General features: G+C 63.8%; 14 protein-coding genes. 7 read left to right on the forward strand and 7 right to left on the reverse strand.

Going from position 1 to position 17,527, the window contains the following annotated elements; all coding sequences use genetic code 11:
• Positions 1 to 271: 271 nt before the first annotated feature.
• Positions 272 to 1,843, reverse strand: coding sequence for a glucose-6-phosphate isomerase (gene pgi / locus VF285_RS11995; protein ID WP_346952866.1), 1,572 nt, complete (start codon positions 1,841 to 1,843; stop codon positions 272 to 274).
• A gap of 163 nt (positions 1,844 to 2,006) precedes the next feature.
• Here pgi and VF285_RS12000 point away from each other — a divergent pair, with 163 nt between their 5' ends.
• Positions 2,007 to 2,348 (forward strand): type II toxin-antitoxin system prevent-host-death family antitoxin, encoded by a 342-nt coding sequence (locus VF285_RS12000; RefSeq protein ID WP_346952867.1) that lies wholly within the window; start codon positions 2,007 to 2,009, stop codon positions 2,346 to 2,348.
• Entirely contained in the window at positions 2,345 to 2,731 is a 387-nt protein-coding gene (locus VF285_RS12005) for a type II toxin-antitoxin system RelE/ParE family toxin (protein ID WP_346952868.1), read from the forward strand. Before VF285_RS12000 ends, VF285_RS12005 begins: the two co-directional genes overlap by 4 nt.
• A 41-nt stretch (positions 2,732 to 2,772) precedes the next feature.
• On the opposite strand, the gene VF285_RS12010 is transcribed toward VF285_RS12005, so the two are convergent.
• Positions 2,773 to 3,969: an acetyl-CoA C-acyltransferase gene (locus VF285_RS12010; RefSeq protein WP_346952869.1), complete on the reverse strand. Its 1,197-nt coding sequence runs from the start codon at positions 3,967 to 3,969 to the stop codon at positions 2,773 to 2,775.
• 11 nt (positions 3,970 to 3,980) lie between these two features.
• Positions 3,981 to 6,464, reverse strand: a complete 2,484-nt coding sequence (locus VF285_RS12015) for a 3-hydroxyacyl-CoA dehydrogenase/enoyl-CoA hydratase family protein (protein ID WP_346952870.1) — start codon at positions 6,462 to 6,464, stop codon at positions 3,981 to 3,983.
• Between the two features lie 134 nt (positions 6,465 to 6,598).
• Here VF285_RS12015 and VF285_RS12020 point away from each other — a divergent pair, with 134 nt between their 5' ends.
• The 5 genes from VF285_RS12020 (at position 6,599) to VF285_RS12040 (ending at position 14,673) form a co-directional block, all read left to right on the forward strand.
• Entirely contained in the window at positions 6,599 to 7,312 is a 714-nt protein-coding gene (locus tag VF285_RS12020) for a hypothetical protein (RefSeq protein ID WP_346952871.1), read from the forward strand.
• A 366-nt stretch (positions 7,313 to 7,678) separates the two neighbouring features.
• The gene (locus tag VF285_RS12025; RefSeq protein ID WP_346952872.1) at positions 7,679 to 12,367 is read left to right on the forward strand and encodes a glutamate synthase-related protein; all 4,689 of its coding nucleotides are present in this window, start codon (positions 7,679 to 7,681) and stop codon (positions 12,365 to 12,367) included.
• 11 nt (positions 12,368 to 12,378) lie between these two features.
• Entirely contained in the window at positions 12,379 to 13,842 is a 1,464-nt protein-coding gene (locus VF285_RS12030; RefSeq protein WP_346952873.1) for a glutamate synthase subunit beta, read from the forward strand.
• A gap of 166 nt (positions 13,843 to 14,008) precedes the next feature.
• Entirely contained in the window at positions 14,009 to 14,275 is a 267-nt protein-coding gene (locus VF285_RS12035) for a hypothetical protein (protein WP_346952874.1), read from the forward strand.
• Positions 14,272 to 14,673 carry a type II toxin-antitoxin system VapC family toxin gene (locus VF285_RS12040; protein ID WP_346952875.1) on the forward strand — a complete coding sequence of 134 codons (402 nt, stop codon included), beginning with the start codon at positions 14,272 to 14,274 and terminating at the stop codon, positions 14,671 to 14,673. The genes VF285_RS12035 and VF285_RS12040 overlap by 4 nt, the downstream gene beginning before the upstream one ends.
• 79 nt (positions 14,674 to 14,752) lie before the next feature.
• Here VF285_RS12040 and VF285_RS12045 read toward each other — a convergent pair whose 3' ends face one another.
• The 4 genes from VF285_RS12045 to mlaE all read right to left on the reverse strand — a co-directional run.
• A complete protein-coding gene (locus tag VF285_RS12045; protein ID WP_346952876.1) occupies positions 14,753 to 15,397 on the reverse strand; it encodes an ABC transporter substrate-binding protein in 645 nt (214 codons plus the stop codon).
• A gap of 16 nt (positions 15,398 to 15,413) precedes the next feature.
• On the reverse strand, positions 15,414 to 16,262 hold the full coding sequence (locus VF285_RS12050; protein WP_346952877.1) for a VacJ family lipoprotein: 849 nt from the start codon (positions 16,260 to 16,262) through the stop codon (positions 15,414 to 15,416).
• Positions 16,263 to 16,353: 91 nt separating this feature from the next.
• Positions 16,354 to 16,866, reverse strand: a complete 513-nt coding sequence (gene mlaD / locus VF285_RS12055) for an outer membrane lipid asymmetry maintenance protein MlaD (RefSeq protein ID WP_346952878.1) — start codon at positions 16,864 to 16,866, stop codon at positions 16,354 to 16,356.
• Positions 16,867 to 16,879: 13 nt separating this feature from the next.
• Positions 16,880 to 17,527: lipid asymmetry maintenance ABC transporter permease subunit MlaE (gene mlaE / locus VF285_RS12060; RefSeq protein WP_346952879.1), on the reverse strand; the 648-nt coding region annotated here is incomplete at its 5' end.

Below are 17,527 nucleotides of genomic sequence, written 5' to 3' on the forward strand. Positions count from 1 at the left end.
GAAATACCTGGCGCGTCCGGCACTCTTGTCGTCCGGGCGGCGCCGCTTGGGGCTGTCCGCGCCGTGGTTCGCCGGTACGTGCATCTGGGAGCCACTCTAGCGTAGGTAGCGCAATTCGCGCTATAGCAAAAGCGTCATAAGGGTTTTGTGATATGGACCATAATCCAGGGATTACCCGGAGACGCCGGAACCGCGGGGGGGCGTTTGAGCAGGGATTTGGTCTGCGACCCGCGAAAAGCTGCCTGCCAAGCAGCAAGCCAGCCCCCCCGGCTCAGGAACTCAGCGCCTCGATCCAGTGGTGTGTAGAGGCATCATGCGGGGTGGCCGCAGGGGGAGCCGTCTCGGCAGACGCTGCAACACCCGCGCCCAGTTCGGCGATGATGCCCTTGGCCAGCACCTTGCCGTATTCCACGCCCCATTGGTCGAAGGGGTCTATGCCCCAAATCAGGCCTTGGGTGAAGACCTTGTGTTCGTACAGGGCGAGCAGCGCGCCCAGCGAATAGGGCGAGAGGCGCGGCAGCACGATGAGGTGGTTGGGGCGGCCGCCGGGGTGCACGCGATGTGGGGCCAGAGCCTCCACGGCGGCGGCGCCCAGGCCTTCGGCACGGCATTCGGCGCGAGCCTCGTCCAGGGTCTTGCCGCGCATCAGGGCTTCGCGCTGGGCCAGGCAATTGGCCAGCAGCTGCCGGTGGTGCGTGGGCCAGTGGTGATCGGCCTGCCGGCAGAGGATGAAATCCACCGGCGCGCCGTCGCTGCCCTGGTGCATCCACTGAAAAAACGTGTGCTGGGCGTCGGTACCGGGCATGCCCCAGACGGCTGGGCCCGTAGGCACGCCCACGGGGCGGCCGGCGACGTCCACCGATTTGCCCAGCGATTCCATGTCCAGCTGCTGCACGTAGGGCACCAGGTTCGCCAGGCGCGAGTCGTAGGGAGCGATGTTCAGCGACCCCTGCCCCAGCACGCTGCGGTTCACGATACCGGCCAGGGCCATGCGCACCGGGGCATTGGCTGCCAGCGGCGCCTGGGCGAAGTGTTCGTCCATGGCGGCAGCGCCCATGCGCAGGCCGGCGAGCACGTCCGAGCCCACCGACAAGGCGGTCGTCAGGCTCACGGCCGACCAGATGGAAAAGCGCCCGCCCACCCAGTCCCAGAGGCGAAAGATATGGGTGTCGGCAATCCCCCAGGCGCGGGCGCGCTCAGGCTGCGCGGTGACGGCCACCATGTGGGCGGCCGGGTCCAGGCCCGCAGCCTTCAGCCATTCGCGCGCGCGGGCGCCGTTTTGCAGGGTCTCGGCGGTGGTGAACGATTTGGACACCAGCACCACCAGGGTTTCACGCGGGTCCAGGCCGGCCAGCCCGCCCTCGATGGCGTGCCCATCGATGTTGGCGACGAAGCGAACGTCGCGCCAGGTGCCCGCATAGCCAAAGGCGGTGACGGCCAGGCGCACACCCCAATCCGAGCCGCCGATGCCCACGTGCACGATGTGGCGCCAGCGGCGCTCGGAATCTGCGCGGCGCACGAAGGCATCCACGCGTTCGCGCGCGGAGAGCACGTCTTCAGGGCCGCGCGGCGCGCGCAGCACGGTGTGCCAGGCGGCACGGTGTTCGGTCACGTTGACTTCGTCGCCCGCCAGCAGACGCGCCCGCTGGGTCGCAAAGTCACGAGCTTCGAGCAGGGCTTCCCCCGCCGCCAGCAGATCTGCCGAATGGCGTTGCCCGCTGGTGTCCAGCACCAGACCGGGGGCCTCGATCAGATCCAGCCCGTCGGCGCGCGGCGCACAGGTCTGTGCCGCGAGGACGAAGCGCTTCCATTCGGGAAGATCCAGCAAGGCGGGAAATGTCATAGGAGGTCACGCGAGAAGGAAGGCCTGTGGCAGTATATCCAGTTGGACAGAAACAAAGGGTTTGCCTATCTTTTTGTTGTCCTTTATAGTGTATCGAATAAAGGTCATCATTCAGTTGAATCCAGAGCTCGAGAAGACCCAACCCACACTATCGAGGTCCACCATGGTGCTTTTCACGAAAGACGTCGTGTCGCTCTCGCAAGCACGCGCCACGCTGTCAGAACTATCAGACCAGGCGGCGGATGGAGCCGAGAAGATCATCACCAAAAACGGCGAAGGCTACGCCGCGCTGATCGGAGCCGACCGACTGGATCATTACCACCGACTGGAGCAGGATCACATCCACCGTACGCTGATTGCCGAAGCCTGCAAGGGGCTCGAAGACATTCTGGCGGGACGCACGCAAGACGCAGAAGAAGCCATTGACGAAATGATCCGTCGTCTCGACCAAGAAATCAGCGAACAAGGCAAGCCCCAAAAACCGGCCCGTAAGCACCGAAAATGACGGTACTGCGCCGAATCGAAGCAACCGACAACTATCGGAGCAACCTCAGGCAGCTCGAAGATTTCTGCCGCAGAAACGGCACGCTCGTACAGCATCGCGACATGCTTGCCGGCATCAAGATGACTGTCGCACCCAACCTACGACGCTTTCCGGCCTTGGGCCGCTTCTTTCTGCAGCGCGAGCCCTACTCCATTGAAGCGCTCAACGGTCTCGACCGGTTGATGGCGCAGCTCGCGTTGCACCCCAAAGGGACTGAAATCCGCGAGTACGTGCTGGCCGAACACGTCATCCTGTACGCCACCACAGCCAACACGGTCTATCTGCTGGCGATCAAGCATCACAAGCAGCTGTCATTCGATTTTCTGTCGTTCTGGACCCCTTAGGGAAGGGCACGCTCCCCGCTGCCTATCCCTGGAGGGAACGTTCAGCAGCGCTCGAAAATCCCCGCCGCCCCCATGCCGGTGCCCACGCACATGGTGACCATGCCGTACTTCAGGTTGTGGCGACGCATGGCGTGAATGGTGGTGGCCGATCGGATCGCACCCGTAGCACCCAATGGGTGGCCCAGGGCGATGGCACCGCCCATGGGGTTGACCACGTCTTCGTTCAATCCCAGGTCGCGAATGACGGCCAGCGACTGCGCGGCAAAGGCCTCATTGAGCTCGATCCAGCCCATCTGGTCCAGGGTCAGGCCCGCCTTCTTGAGCACGGCGGGGATGGCTTCTTTGGGGCCTATGCCCATGATGTCGGGCGGGACGCCGCGCACGGCAAAACACACGAAGCGCGCAAGCGGTGTGAGGCCATAGGTCTTGAGTGCACGTTCGGACACCACCAGCAAGGCACCGGCGCCGTCCGAGGTTTGCGAGCTGTTGCCCGCCGTGACGCTGCCGCGCGCCGCGAACACCGGCCGCAGGCGTGCCAGCGCCTCGGCACTGGTATCGGCACGCGGGCCTTCGTCCAGCGTGACGGTGCGGTGGGTCTCGCGGATCTCGCCGCTACTCAGATCAGGAATGCGGTGCACGATGTCCACAGGCAGCATCTCGTCGGTGAATTCGCCGGATTTTTGCGCGGCCAGCGCCCGCTGGTGTGAACGCAGGGCAAAGGCGTCCTGGTCTTCGCGCGAGATCTTCCAGCGTGTGGCCACTTGTTCGGCCGTAGCCCCCATGCCATAGGCAATACCGATGTTTTCGTCCTTCAGGTAGATGTCGGGGCTGAAGGTGCTGGTCACCCCCATGATGGGCACCATGCTCATGGATTCAGTGCCGCAGGCGAGCAGCACGTCAGCCTCGCCCACGCGGATGCGGTCGGCGGCGATGGAGATAGCCGTGAGCCCGGAGGCGCAGAAGCGGTTGATGGTGCACCCGGGCACGGATTGCGGCAGTCCGGCCAGCAGCACGCCGATGCGGCCCACATTCATGCCTTGCGGGCCCTCGGGCATGGCGCAACCCACAATGGCATCGTCAATCGCTGCGGGGTCCAGCGTGGGGGCCTGCGCGAGCACGCCCCGAATGGTGTGGGCGAGCAGCTCGTCGGGCCGGGTGTGGGCATACATGCCGCGCGGCGCCTTGCCGATGGGGGTGCGGGTGGCCGCCACGATGTAGGCTTGCTGAAGATTCGTCATCACAATGCTCCTTAGTTCCGCACAGGCTTGCCGGTCTTCACGAATCCCGCAATGCGTTCCTGCGTTTTGGGATTGGCCAGCAGCGCCAGGAAGGCTTCGCGTTCGAGTCTATGCATCCAGGCTTCGTCCACCAGGCTGCCGGGGTCTACGTCACCCCCGCAGATCACGGTGGCAATCTGCTCGGCCACGTGTTGGTCGTAGTCGCTGATATAGCCCCCCACGCGCATGTTGACGAGTTGCGCCTTGACGGTGGCAATGGCATCGCGCCCGGCCACCGGGAAGCGGGCGGGGATCGGCGGGCGCCAGCCCTGTTCGGCCAGGCTGGCGGCCTCGCGCACGGCGACGTACAACAGCTCGGCACGATTCATGACGATGGGGTCCGACGGCTGCAGCCAACCCATGTCACGGGCTTCCTTCGCGGATTTGGACACCCGCGCACTGGCGATGTTCAGGATGAAATTCTTGACGTAGGCCAGGAGCGGCACCTCCGGTGCCACCTGGGCCTGGCGCTCGGCCGCCTGCCGCGCACTGTATGTCAACCCGCCCGCGCCCGGTACCAGGCCCATGCCGGCCTCGACCAGCCCCATGTAGGTCTCGAAATACACCACGCGGCGTGCACAGTGCAGGGACAGCTCGCAGCCCCCGCCCAACGCAAGGCCGGCCACGGCGGCCACCACGGGCACCTGGGCAGTGCGCAGGCGCGATATCAGGGCCTGCAGGGCGCGCTCCTGCGGTTCCAGCGCGGCGGGGCCGCCTGCCATAAAGGCTGGCAGCATGGCTTTCAGGTCCGCCCCCGCAGAAAATGGATCGTCCAGCTGACCCACGACCAGCGCCTTGTAACCTTGCTCTGCCAGGGTCAAGGCCTGGTCCAGCCCCTGCACGACCTCGGTATTGATCGTGTGCATCTTGGTCTTGAACGAGACGATGAGCACGTCTTGCGGATGGGGAGCGGGGAGCGTCCAGGCCTGCACCCCGGCGTTTTCGAACACGACGTGGGGCACGAGCGCCGGAGCCTCGCCCACCAGGCGTTGAGGGGTCACCTGCCGACTATAGACGGGCAAGGTACTGCGGGGTACGTACACGCGACGGCTGGGGCTGAAGGACCCGGCCCGAGTGTGCACGGCTTGCTGATCCCACACGGGCCCCTGAGTCACCCAAGCAGGCAACGGGGCATCCGACAGGGTCTTGCCCGCCGCAATGTCGGCCTGAATCCAGCCCGCCACTTGCTGCCAGCCGGCCGCCTGCCAGATCTCGAACGGCCCCTGCGCGTGTCCAAAACCCCATTTCATGGCCTGGTCCAGCTCGCGCGCCGTGTCGGCGATATCGGCCAGATGCACGGCGCTGTAATGGAAGCTGTCGCGCAGCACCGCCCAGACAAACTGGGCCTGCGGGTCGGCGGAATCATGCAGGGCCTGCAGGCGCTTGGCCGGATCGGGCTCCTTCAGGATGGCCTTGACAGTGTCGTTGGCCTTTTGGTCGGCCGGGACGTAAGTGCCTTGCGCCGGGTCCAACCGCAAGATGGCCTTGCCTTCTTTGCGGAAGAATCCTGCCTGCGTCTTCTGCCCCAGCGCGCCCTTGTCGATAAGGCCCGCCAGCACGGGTGGCACCCCGAAGTGGGCCTTGAAGGGATCGTCGGGCAGCTGCTCCTGCATGGTGTGGATCACGTGCACCAGGGTGTCCAGCCCGACCACGTCAGCCGTGCGGAAAGTACCGGATTTGGCGCGGCCCAGCTGCGTGCCAGTCAGATCATCCACCAGCTCGTAGGGCAGGCCAAAGGCCTGCGTATGGTGAAACACCGACAGGATGCCGAAGACGCCGATGCGGTTGCCGACGAAGTTGGGAGTATCTTTGGCGCGCACCACGCCCTTGCCAAGCTGAGTCGTCAGGAAGGTCTCAAGCCCGTCAAGCAAGGCGGGCTGCGTGGCGGCGGTAGGGATGAGCTCCACCAGCGTCATGTAGCGCGGCGGGTTGAAGAAGTGCACGCCGCAGAAGTGCGGACGCAGGGATTCGGGCAGGGCTTCTGACAAGGCCGTGATCGACAGCCCCGAGGTGTTGCTGGCGACGATGGCCGTGGGCGCCACGGCGGGCGCAATGCGGTGATAGAGATCGCGCTTCCAGTCCAGGCGCTCGGCAATGGCCTCGATGATGACGTCGCAGCCAGACAGCAGGTCCAGGTTCTCGTCGTAGTTGGCGGGGGTGATGAGATCTGCCAAGTGCGGTGCGGCCAGCGGCGCGGGGCTGAGCTTTTTGAGGCGTGCAAGGGCGGCGTTGACGATGGCGTTCTTGCCGCCACGGCCGTCGTCCTTGGCCAGATCGAAGAGCACCACGGGTACGCCGGCGTTGATGCAGTGGGCCGCGATCTGCGCCCCCATGACGCCGGCGCCGCACACGGCCACGCGGCGCACGTACAGCGGACCCAAGGCGGGGCCGGCAGATGGTGCAGTCCCGTGCGAGGTCGCAGACGAGGGATCGGACACGGACGAATGGCTGGACATGATGCAAGGCCCTCACTGAAGTTGACGACGGCAGGCCTGCCGATCTTGCGGACACGCCCCCGTTTCAGCCCGGTCTGCCCGCCGATCCAAAGCCTGTGCCTCAAGAGTACACCGGTCCTTATAAAATGACAGACATGGCCCGTCTTCCCCGTCTGTACGCTCCGCGCATCCCGCAACTGGTGCAAGCCCGGTTCGCACGGCCGTTGGCGGCCGCCGGAGACCCCGCTCCAGCAGCGCTGCTGGACCGAACACGCACCTGGCTGGCCGAAGAAGTGCAGCGCCAGCCGGTGGCACTGCACGCCTGGGCGCTGCTGCCGGATCGCGTCGTGCTGTTGCTGACCCCCGCCAACGAGCGTGCAGCGGCGCTGGTCATGCAGGCGTTGGGCCGGCGCATGGGGTCGGGCTTGCTGCGCGCCCGCGTCTACGAGGGGCGCTATCACAACGCCTTGCTGGAGCCCGGCCGCTGGGTACTGCCCGCTATGGTGTGGGCCGAGACCTTGGCAGTGCACCAGCGCGAGGTGGACCAGGCGGCGCGATGGCCATGGTCGTCGGCCGCCGAACATGTGGGCTTGGCAGGGGCGCCGGCGCAGGCACCCACGCTCAGCGACCACCCCGATTACTGGCAGATCGGCGACACCCCGTTCGCCCGCCAGGCCGCCTGGCGGCAACGCCTGCAGGCAGGCATCAGCGAGGCCCAGCAGCAGGCCCTGGATGCTGCGCTGCATGGTCAATGGGCGCTGGGTGAAAAGATTTTTCTTTCACACCTGAGCCGCCTGGCCACCCGGCGGGTCAGCCCCGCGCCCCGAGGACGACCCAAAAAGACGAACCCGACCGCTGCGCGCAAATAGCCCGCGAGGGCAAAGCCTGTGTCTACCCAGCGACACCTGGTGCACCCATATTTTGCAGGTGCAGCAAAATATGGGTAGAGCGCTTAATTAACGGATGTTGCTCAATACACCATTTTTAAATCAACGTATTTGATGCGTCACCATTTTAAAATCAATAAAAGACATTAGATATTAATTAGGGACGCATCATAAAAAACCTGTTGTCACCCACCTGGCAAAAGGCGTAATTTTCATTTCCCACGACACGCTGTCGCAACCCGCACGGGTCTGCAGTGGCGGCGCAAACCAGCCGCCTTCATGAGTCGCCTCAGAAGAGGCCGCCGCAGCGCGTCGTGCCCCACTCTATTTGCCTCTTAGAGCTCCGCCATGACTGACTCTACCTTCTCTGCCCGGCGCCAGACCGCTGACCAGGGTCTCTATCACCCTGAATACGAACACGACGCCTGCGGCGTGGGCTTCGTGGCCCACATCGAAGGCCACAAAAATCACACGATCATTCAGCAAGGACTGAAGATCCTGGAAAACCTGGATCACCGGGGTGCCGTAGGGGCCGACGAGCTCATGGGCGACGGCGCCGGCATTCTGATCCAGATCCCCGACCAGCTCTACCGCGAAGAGATGGCGGCACAGGGCGTCATCTTGCCGCCCCCCGATGATTACGGCGTCGCAATGGTGTTTCTGCCCAAAGAAACGGCCTCGCGCCTGGCCTGTGAACGCGAACTGGAACGTGCAGTGCGTGACGAAGGGCAAGTGGTGCTGGGCTGGCGCGACGTCCCCATCGACCACGAGATGGAGATGTCGCCTACAGTGCGCGCTTGCGAGCCGATCATCCGCCAGCTTTTCGTGGGCCGCGGGCCGGACATCATGGTGCCGGACGCGCTGGAGCGCAAGCTGTACGTCATCCGCAAGACGGCGAGCCACGCGATTCAGCGCCTGCAGCTGACGCACGGGCAGGAATATTTCGTGCCGTCGATTTCGGTGCGCACCGTGGTGTACAAGGGGTTGCTGCTGGCCACCCAGGTGGGCCGCTACTACCGTGACCTGACCGACACGCGTGCCGTGACGGCGCTGGCGATGGTGCACCAGCGGTTTTCGACCAACACCTTCCCGGCCTGGCCACTGGCCCACCCCTACCGCATGATTGCGCACAATGGCGAAATCAACACGGTGAAGGGCAACTTCAACTGGCTGCGCGCCCGCGAAGGCGAAATGCGTTCAGCCGTGCTGGGGGACGATCTGTCCAAGCTCTACCCCATCGTCTACGAGGGGCAGTCGGACACGGCCACCTTCGACAATTGCCTGGAACTGCTGGTGATGTCGGGCTACACCCTGCCGCACGCCATGATGATCATGCTGCCAGAAGCCTGGGAACAGCATGCGGACATGGACGAATCCCGCCGGGCCTTCTACGAATACCACGCCGCGCTGATGGAGCCCTGGGACGGGCCGGCGGCGATCACCTTCACCGACGGCCGCCAGATCGGCGCCGTGCTGGACCGCAATGGCCTGCGCCCTGCCCGTTACCTGATCACCGACGACAAGATGGTGATCCTGGCTTCTGAAGCCGGGGTGCTGCCGATTCCTGAACACCGCATCATCAAGAAATGGCGCCTGCAGCCCGGCAAGATGCTGCTCATCGACCTGCAACAAGGCCGCATCATTGAAGACGAGGAAATCAAGTCGCAACTGGCCAACGCGCACCCGTATCCCCAGTGGATCGAACGCCTGCGCCTGAAGCTGGATGACCTGCCCGCCCTGAAGGCCGAAGAGCTGCCGGCATCGACCAGCAGCCTGCTCGATCGCGAACAGGCTTTTGGCTGGACGGTGGAGGACTTCAAATTCATTCTGGAGCCCATGGCCACGAACGGCCAGGAAATCATCGGCTCGATGGGCAACGACGCGCCGCTCACGGTGCTGTCCGACCGGCCCAAGCCTTTCTATAACTATTTCCGGCAAATGTTCGCGCAGGTGACCAACCCGCCGATCGATTCGATCCGCGAGCAGCTGGTGATGTCGCTGGTGTCGTTCATCGGCCCCAAGCCCAACCTGCTGGACATCAACAACGTCAACCCGCCGCTGCGGCTGGAAATCAACCAGCCGGTGCTGGACGTAGCCGCCATGGCGCAGCTGCGCCACATCAGCCAGCAGACGGGCGATAAATTCCGCTGCTTCGAGCTGGACATCACGTACCCGGTGGCCTGGGGTGCCGAAGGCATCGAAGCCTGTCTGGCCTCGCTGTGCGCGAGCGCAGCCGACGCCGTGCGCAGCGGCTACAACATCCTGCTGCTGAGCGATCGCAAGGTAGATGCCGAGCGCGTGCCCATCCCGGCGCTGCTGGCCACGTCTGCGGTCCACCAGCATCTGATCCACACGGGGCTGCGTACCCGTACGGGCCTTATCGTAGAATCGGGTTCGGTGCGTGAAACCCACCACTTTGCCCTGCTGGGCGGCTACGGGGCCGAAGCCGTGCACCCTTATCTGGCATTCGAGGCGCTGGCGCAGTTCCCCAACCCCGAAGAAGCCACGCACAACTACATCAAGGCGGTGAACAAAGGCCTGAAGAAGGTGATGTCCAAGATGGGCATCTCGACCTACATGTCGTACACCGGCGCGCAGATCTTCGAGGCCGTGGGCCTGCATAGCTCGCTGGTGAAGAAGTACTTCTCGGGAACACCCAGCAACATCGAAGGCATCGGGATTTTCGAAGTGGCCGAAGAAGCGCTGCGCACGCACCGTGCGGCCTACAGCGCCGACCCGGTCCTGGCGACACGCCTGGACGAAGGCGGCGACTACGCCTTCCGCATCCGCGGCGAACAGCACATGTGGACGCCGGATTCGATCGCCAAGCTGCAGCATTCGACGCGGGCCAACGATTACTCCACCTTCAAGGAATACGCCCAGCTCATCAACGATCAGTCCAAGCGCCTGATGACGCTGCGCGGGCTCTTCGAGTTCAGGGTGGACCCGGCCAAGGCGATTCCGCTGTCGGAAGTGGAACCGGCCAAAGAGATCGTCAAGCGCTTCTCGTCGGGCGCCATGTCGCTGGGGTCGATCTCGACTGAAGCACACACCACCATGGCGATTGCCATGAACCGTATCGGCGGCAAGTCGAACACGGGCGAAGGCGGCGAAGACCCGATGCGCTACCGTGCTGAAATGCGAGCCGGCAAACCCACGGTGCGCAAGGGCGACACGGTGGCCTCGGTGCTGGGCAAAGACCGCGTGGTGGCCGACATCCCCATGGTGGCGGGCGATTCCATGCGTTCGCGCATCAAGCAGGTGGCTTCCGGTCGCTTTGGCGTGACGGCGGAATACCTGTGCAGTGCGGACCAGATCCAGATCAAGATGGCGCAAGGCGCCAAGCCTGGCGAAGGCGGCCAGCTGCCGGGCCACAAGGTCACGGACTACATCGCGCAGCTGCGCTATTCGGTGCCGGGTGTGGGCCTGATCTCGCCGCCACCGCACCACGACATCTACTCCATCGAAGACCTGGCGCAGCTCATTCATGACCTGAAGAACGTGAATGAAAAGGCCTCGATCTCGGTGAAGCTGGTGGCTGAAGTCGGCGTGGGTACTGTCGCCGCCGGGGTCACCAAGGCCAAGGCGGATCACATCGTGATCGCCGGCCACGACGGCGGCACAGGCGCCTCGCCCGTGTCGTCGATCAAGCACGCGGGCATCCCCTGGGAAATCGGCCTGGCCGAAGCCCAGCAGACGCTGGTGCTCAATCGCCTGCGTAGCCGCATCCGCATCCAGGCCGACGGCCAGATGAAGACGGGCCGCGACATCACCATCGCCGCCATGCTGGGGGCCGACGAATTCGGCTTTGCCACGGCGCCGCTGGTGGTGGAAGGCTGCGTGATGATGCGCAAGTGCCACCTGAACACCTGCCCGACGGGGGTGGCCACACAGGACCCGGTGCTGCGCAAGAAATTCAGCGGCAAGCCCGAGTACGTGGTGAACTACTTCTTCTTCGTGGCCGAAGAAATGCGCGAGATCATGGCGCAACTGGGCATCCGCACCGTGGATGAGCTCATCGGCCGTGCCGATCTGCTCGACATGCGCAAGGGCATCAATCACTGGAAGGCACACGGGCTGGACTTCACCCGGGTGTTCCACCAAGTACCTACCACCGAGCCGGTGCACCATACGCAGTTGCAGAACCACGGGCTGGAACATGCGCTGGATCACCAGTTGATCGAGCGCAGCAAGCTGGCCCTGGACAAGGGCGAGAAGGTCTCGTTCATCGTGCCGGTGCGCAATCGCAACCGTACCATTGGCGCGATGCTTTCGGGCGAGGTCGCCCGACGCTACGGACACGAAGGGCTGCCGGACGACACCATCCACATCCAGTGCAATGGGGCCGCAGGTCAGAGTTTTGGCGCGTTCCTGGCGCACGGCGTCACGCTGGACCTGGTAGGCGAAGCCAACGACTACGTGGGCAAGGGCCTGTCGGGTGGACGGCTGATTCTGCGCTCGCCCAATGACTTCCGGGGTTTTGGACCCGATCACATCATTGCCGGCAACACGGTGCTGTACGGCGCCACCGAAGGCGAGGCGTATTTCAACGGCGTGGCGGGCGAGCGCTTCGGCGTGCGCAACTCCGGCGTGACGGCAGTCGTCGAAGGCACGGGCGACCACGGCTGCGAATACATGACCGGCGGCACCATCGTGGTGCTGGGCGAAACCGGGCGCAATTTTGCGGCCGGCATGTCGGGCGGCGTCGCATACGTCTGGGACCCGGAACACGTCTTCAAACGCCGCTGCAACCTGGAGATGGTGGAACTCGAACCCGTGGAATCGCACGACACGCAGGCGGCTGCCGGCGAGCGTGAGTTCTGGCACAGCCTGGTGCGCCATGGTGAACGCGAGACGGACGAGACCATCGTGAAGCGTCTGGTCGAAAACCACTTCCGCTACACCGGAAGCTTCCGCGCCCGCGAGATCCTGGAAGACTGGGATCAGGCGTTCCGCGCGTTCGTCAAAATCACCCCCACCGAATACCGGCGTGTGCTGAGCCAGATCTGGCAAGCCACACACGCCAAGGCTGCCTGAAGGATACGACCATGGGAAAAATCACTGGCTTCATGGAATATGCGCGGGTCAAGCCCGCGACCGAAGCGCCCGAGGCGCGTGTCCACCACTGGAAAGAGTTCACCAAGCCCCTGACGGAGGAAGAAGCGAAGATCCAGGGTGCGCGCTGCATGGACTGCGGCATCCCCTACTGCACACACGGCTGCCCGGTCAACAACATCATCCCGGACTTCAACGATCTGGTCTACAAATCCGACTGGAAGCACGCGCTGGATGTATTGCTGTCGACCAACAATTTTCCGGAATTCACTGGCCGAATCTGCCCCGCTCCCTGCGAGGCCGCCTGTACGCTGAATCTGAACGACACGGCCGTGGGCATCAAGTCCATCGAGCACACCATCATCGAGCGCGGCTGGGCCGAAGGCTGGGTGCTGCCGCAACCGCCGGCGCGCAAGACCAGCAAAAAGGTTGCCATCGTGGGCTCAGGGCCGGCGGGCCTGGCCTGCGCGCAGCAACTGGCGCGCGTCGGGCACCAGGTGACGGTCTACGAAAAGGCCAACCGCATCGGCGGGCTGTTGCGCTACGGCATCCCGGACTTCAAGCTGGAAAAGGTCTTCATCGACCGGCGCCTCGCGCAGCTGGAAGCAGAAGGCATCGAGTTCCTGCCCTCTACCTACGTGGGCAGCAAAGAGGACGCCCCCGAAGGCCTGACCGTGGTCACGCCCGAAGAGCTGCACGCGCAGTACGACGCCATCGTGCTGGCCGGCGGCTGCGAACAGGCCCGCGACCTGCCCGTCCCGGGGCGCGAGCTCAAAGGCGTGCACTTTGCGCTCGAGCTGCTGCAGCAGCAGAACAAGATCAACCACGGCGACCGCATCGCCAAGCCCATCAATGCCAAGGGCAAGCACGTCATCGTGATCGGTGGCGGCGATACGGGCTCCGACTGCGTGGGCACGAGCAACCGGCAAGGGGCAGCCTCCGTCACCCAGTTCGAGCTGATGTTCCAGCCGCCCGAGCATGAAGACAAGCTCATGACCTGGCCGTACTGGCCCATCAAGCTGCGCACCTCCAGCTCGCACGAGGAAGGTTGCCAGCGCGACTGGGCCGTGGGCACCACGGCCTTCGAGGGCAAGGGCGGCAAGGTCGAGAAGCTGGTCGCCTCGCGCCTGCAATGGTCCAAGGATCGCGCCACCGGGCAACTCAAGATGAAAGAAGTGGCAGATTCCCGCTTCGAGATGCCTGCGGACTTGATCTTCCTGGCCATGGGCTTTGTGTCACCTGTGCGCTCGGTGCTGGATGCCTTCGGCGTGGACGTGACCAGCCGAGGCAACGTGCAGGCCAACACCGACGATTACTGCAGCAACCAGGCCAAAGTGTTCGCCGCCGGCGACATGCGCCGGGGCCAATCGCTGGTGGTCTGGGCCATCCGCGAAGGACGGCAATGCGCGCGGTCCGTGGACGAGTATCTGATGGGGAGTTCGCTGCTGCCACGCTGAGGGCACGGCTTGCCGGTTTAGCGCATGAAAGGGGCGCCGGGCAAAAGCCCGGCGCTTTTTTGTGCGCGAATCGACGAGATTTGCGTGGAGGCACTTATTCAGTGTGGCCGTTCAGTACTAAAAACAGTACTATAAGGGCTGAACCCCTCAACCCCAAGGAGCCCCCATGGATAACTGCGTGACTGTTTCCGAGATCAAGCGCCGCGGGATGGCCGCGATTGAAGAGGGGCTGCAAAACGGCCCCCTGCACATCATCAAACACAACCGCCATGCAGCGGTCGTCCTCACGGAAGAAGCGTACCGATCGCTGACGGGCGAACGCCCGCAAGTCCCTGGCCTGTCACCACTTCAGTGGCTATTTTCGCTTGCCCCGGCGGGGACACGCAGCAGGGCCAGCCTCGACGAGGAACTCAAGCAGGAGCGTGACTGGTGACGCTGTTTCTGGATTCCTGTGTACTCATCTACCTGATACAAGGGCGCGAGCCTTTCGCAAGGCACGCGCAACAGGCGTTGAGGGCATTGGCCGCACCGGAGGCGCAGATCGCACTGAGCCGGCTGACGCGGCTGGAATGCCGCGTGGGGCCCATGCAGCGCAACGACCAGCACACCCTTGCTTTATTCGACCGTTTTTTCGAACATCCCAATTTGATTTGGATAGAGCTCAGTCGTACCGTCGTGGAGCTTGCCACCGAGATCCGCGCACACTGCGGGCTCAAGACCCCTGACGCGCTGCAAGCAGCCAGCTGTCTGCAATTGGGTCCCGATCATCACTTCGTCACGGGTGATCGGGCTTTCCACCGTGTAGCCGCGCTCAACGTCACGGTGCTGTGATGCCATCACACGCGATAAAAAAATGCGTTACAAACAAGGAATCTTCAAAGAATCACGTAACAAATAAAATAATCTCAGGTCAACGCTGCGCGTTCAGCGCCTTGATGAGGCCATCGACGCCGCTGCGGTTGATTTCTTCGGCAAACTGGTTGCGATAGTTCTGGATGAGCCAGATGCCTTCGACGTTGAGGTCATAGACCTTCCAGCCATCGGCGGTCTTTTCCAGCCGGTAATCCACGCCAATCGGCGAACCATTGGGTTGCGAGACCGTGGTGCGCACCACCGCATCGTCTGCGGCATCGTCGCCCCGGAATGGCAGCAGGGCGATCACGGTGCCGGAGGTCACGCGCGTGAAGGCCCCGCTGTAGGTGCGGATCAGCGTGCCCGTGAAGGCCTTGACCAGCTCGGACTGCTGCTCGGTCGAGGCCTGGCGCCAATAACGACCCGCTGCAAGGCGCGTGGTCTTGTTCATGTCCACATACGGCAAGGCATACTGGCGCACGATGGCCGTGATGGCCGTGGTGTCGCCCTGCATGGCCTTGGGGTCGGCCTTGACCGCGTCCAGCATGTTGTCGGCCACGGCTTCAAGGAAGACGTTGGGTGCGGCCTTGGGGTTGACGGGACGCTCGGCAGCCTGCGCCGAGAAGCCCACGCCTGCCACGAGCGCGACAAGGCCCGCCAACATCAGGCGGCGCCACGCGAAGATAAAAGACAAACCTGCCATGCTGTACTCCTGAGTCTTACTGCCCATGCGGCATTTGACTGTCCGGGTCATCATAGACCGGAAGACCCTGGCTCTGTGAAACCGGCTGTTGCTTCAGCCCCTCCGCCTCCGGGTGCTCTCGCTGGCGCCGGTGTTCGAGCAAGGCCTTGCGCCGCTGCAGGTAGGCATCGCGGATGAAGCTGTATTTGTCGAGGGCAATCTGATCCACCAGGCGATCAGCCTGTAGCAGATTGGCACGGGTGTCGACGATGTACAAACCCACGATGGAGTTGCGCACGGGGACGTCATCGATGGCAAAGATGGCCGACGTGGGCGAGACGGGGGAGGCGAAACTGATCGCCGTCGCGGCCGCATCGCGCACGGTACTGGGCCCGAGGAAAGGCACCACGAAATACGGCCCGGCGCCAAAGCCCCAGACCCCCAGCGTCATGCCGAAATCGTTGGGGATCTTGTGCGCGCCGTTCATGGATGCCACGTCGATGCAACCACCCAGGCCCATGGTGCTGTTGAAGAGCACACGACCCAGTGTGTCGACGAAGTCACGACCCTGCCCTTGCAGCAGGCTGTTGATGCCCGACCACATGTCACCAAAATTGCCGAAGATGTTGTGGATGCAGGTGCGCACCGGCTGCGGCGTGACCTTCGCATAGCCCGTGGCGATGGGCTTGAGCAAGGCCCGATCCACCGTGTCGTTGAACGCATACATGCTGCGGTTGTAGGATTCCCACGGATCGTTGGGCGAAGGATGCTGCACATGGGCACAGCCTGCGAGCACGGCGGCCGTGGTCAACGCCAGCGCAAGCCGGATCAGCGGTCCGCGGGATCGGCCGGGAGAATCGGGGAAATCGGTCAGTACAGAAGTCATAATGCGGGCAATTCCATAAAACTGTCGCGTATTGTAACGTGAGCGGCGCACAGGCCGTCAGGCCCGGCGTACATGGGCAGACTGTTTGGACTCAATGGGCGGCGGGCGCAGGCGCTGCAGAAGCACCCGGCCCCTGGCCCGGCGCACCCTGCTTCTCAGCCGAGTTGTACAGGAACTTGCTGATCAGGTCTTCGAGCACGACCGCCGACTGCGTGAACTGGATCTTGCTGCCGTCCTTGAGGTTCTTGTCGTCGCCCCCCGGCGTCAGCCCGACGTACTGCTCACCCAAGAGGCCCGAGGTCAGGATGGACGCCGAGGTGTCATCCGGAAACTGATACGCCTGCTGCAGATCGAGCGTGACGCTGGCCTGGAAGCGCTTGTTGTCAAAGCCAATGCTGGCCACACGCCCCACCACCACGCCGCTGCTCTTGACCGGCGCACGCACCTTGAGGCTGCCGACGTTGTCGAAGTACGCCTGCACGCGGTAGGTGGGCGCAAAGGAGAACGAGCTCATGTTGCCGGCGCGCAGCGCAAGGAACACCAGGGCAATCAGGCCCAGCAGAATGAAGAACCCTACCCAGAAATCGGTTTTATCGCGTGTCATTCGTTCGTTTCCATCAGTTGGCAAACATCAGCGCCGTGAGCAGAAAATCCAGCCCCAGCACAGCCAGCGCCCCATTGACCACCGTGCGGGTGGTGGCACGCGAGACGCCTTCGGGGGTTGGCTGGCTGGTCCAGCCCTGATAAAGCGCGATCAAGGTGACGACCACGCCAAAGACCACGCTTTTCAGCACCCCGTTGAGCACGTCCTTGACCACGTCCACCCCGCCCTGCATCTGCGACCAGAAGGCGCCGGGGTCGATGCCGATGAGCACCACGCCCACGAACCAGCCGCCAATGATGCCCACCATGGAGAAGACGGCCGCCAGCACCGGCATGGCGATGACGCCGCCCCAAAACCTGGGTGCCAGCACGCGGCGGATGGGGTCCACGGCCATGACTTCCATGGCCGAGAGCTGCTCGCCCGCCTTCATGAGGCCGATTTCAGCCGTCAGTGACGTGCCTGCGCGCCCCGCGAACAGCAGCGCGGTCACCACCGGCCCGAGCTCACGCGTGAGTGAAAGCGCCACCAGCAGGCCCAGCGCTTCTTCGGAGCCGTAGCGGTTCAGTGTGTAATAGCCCTGCAGGCCCAGCACGAAACCCACGAACAGGCCCGAGACCCCGATGATGAGCAGCGAATGGTTGCCAATGAAATGCACCTGCTG

The sequence above is a fragment of the Castellaniella sp. genome, assembly GCF_036379515.1.
In the GTDB taxonomy this organism is placed as follows: Bacteria; Pseudomonadota; Gammaproteobacteria; order Burkholderiales; family Burkholderiaceae_B; genus Castellaniella.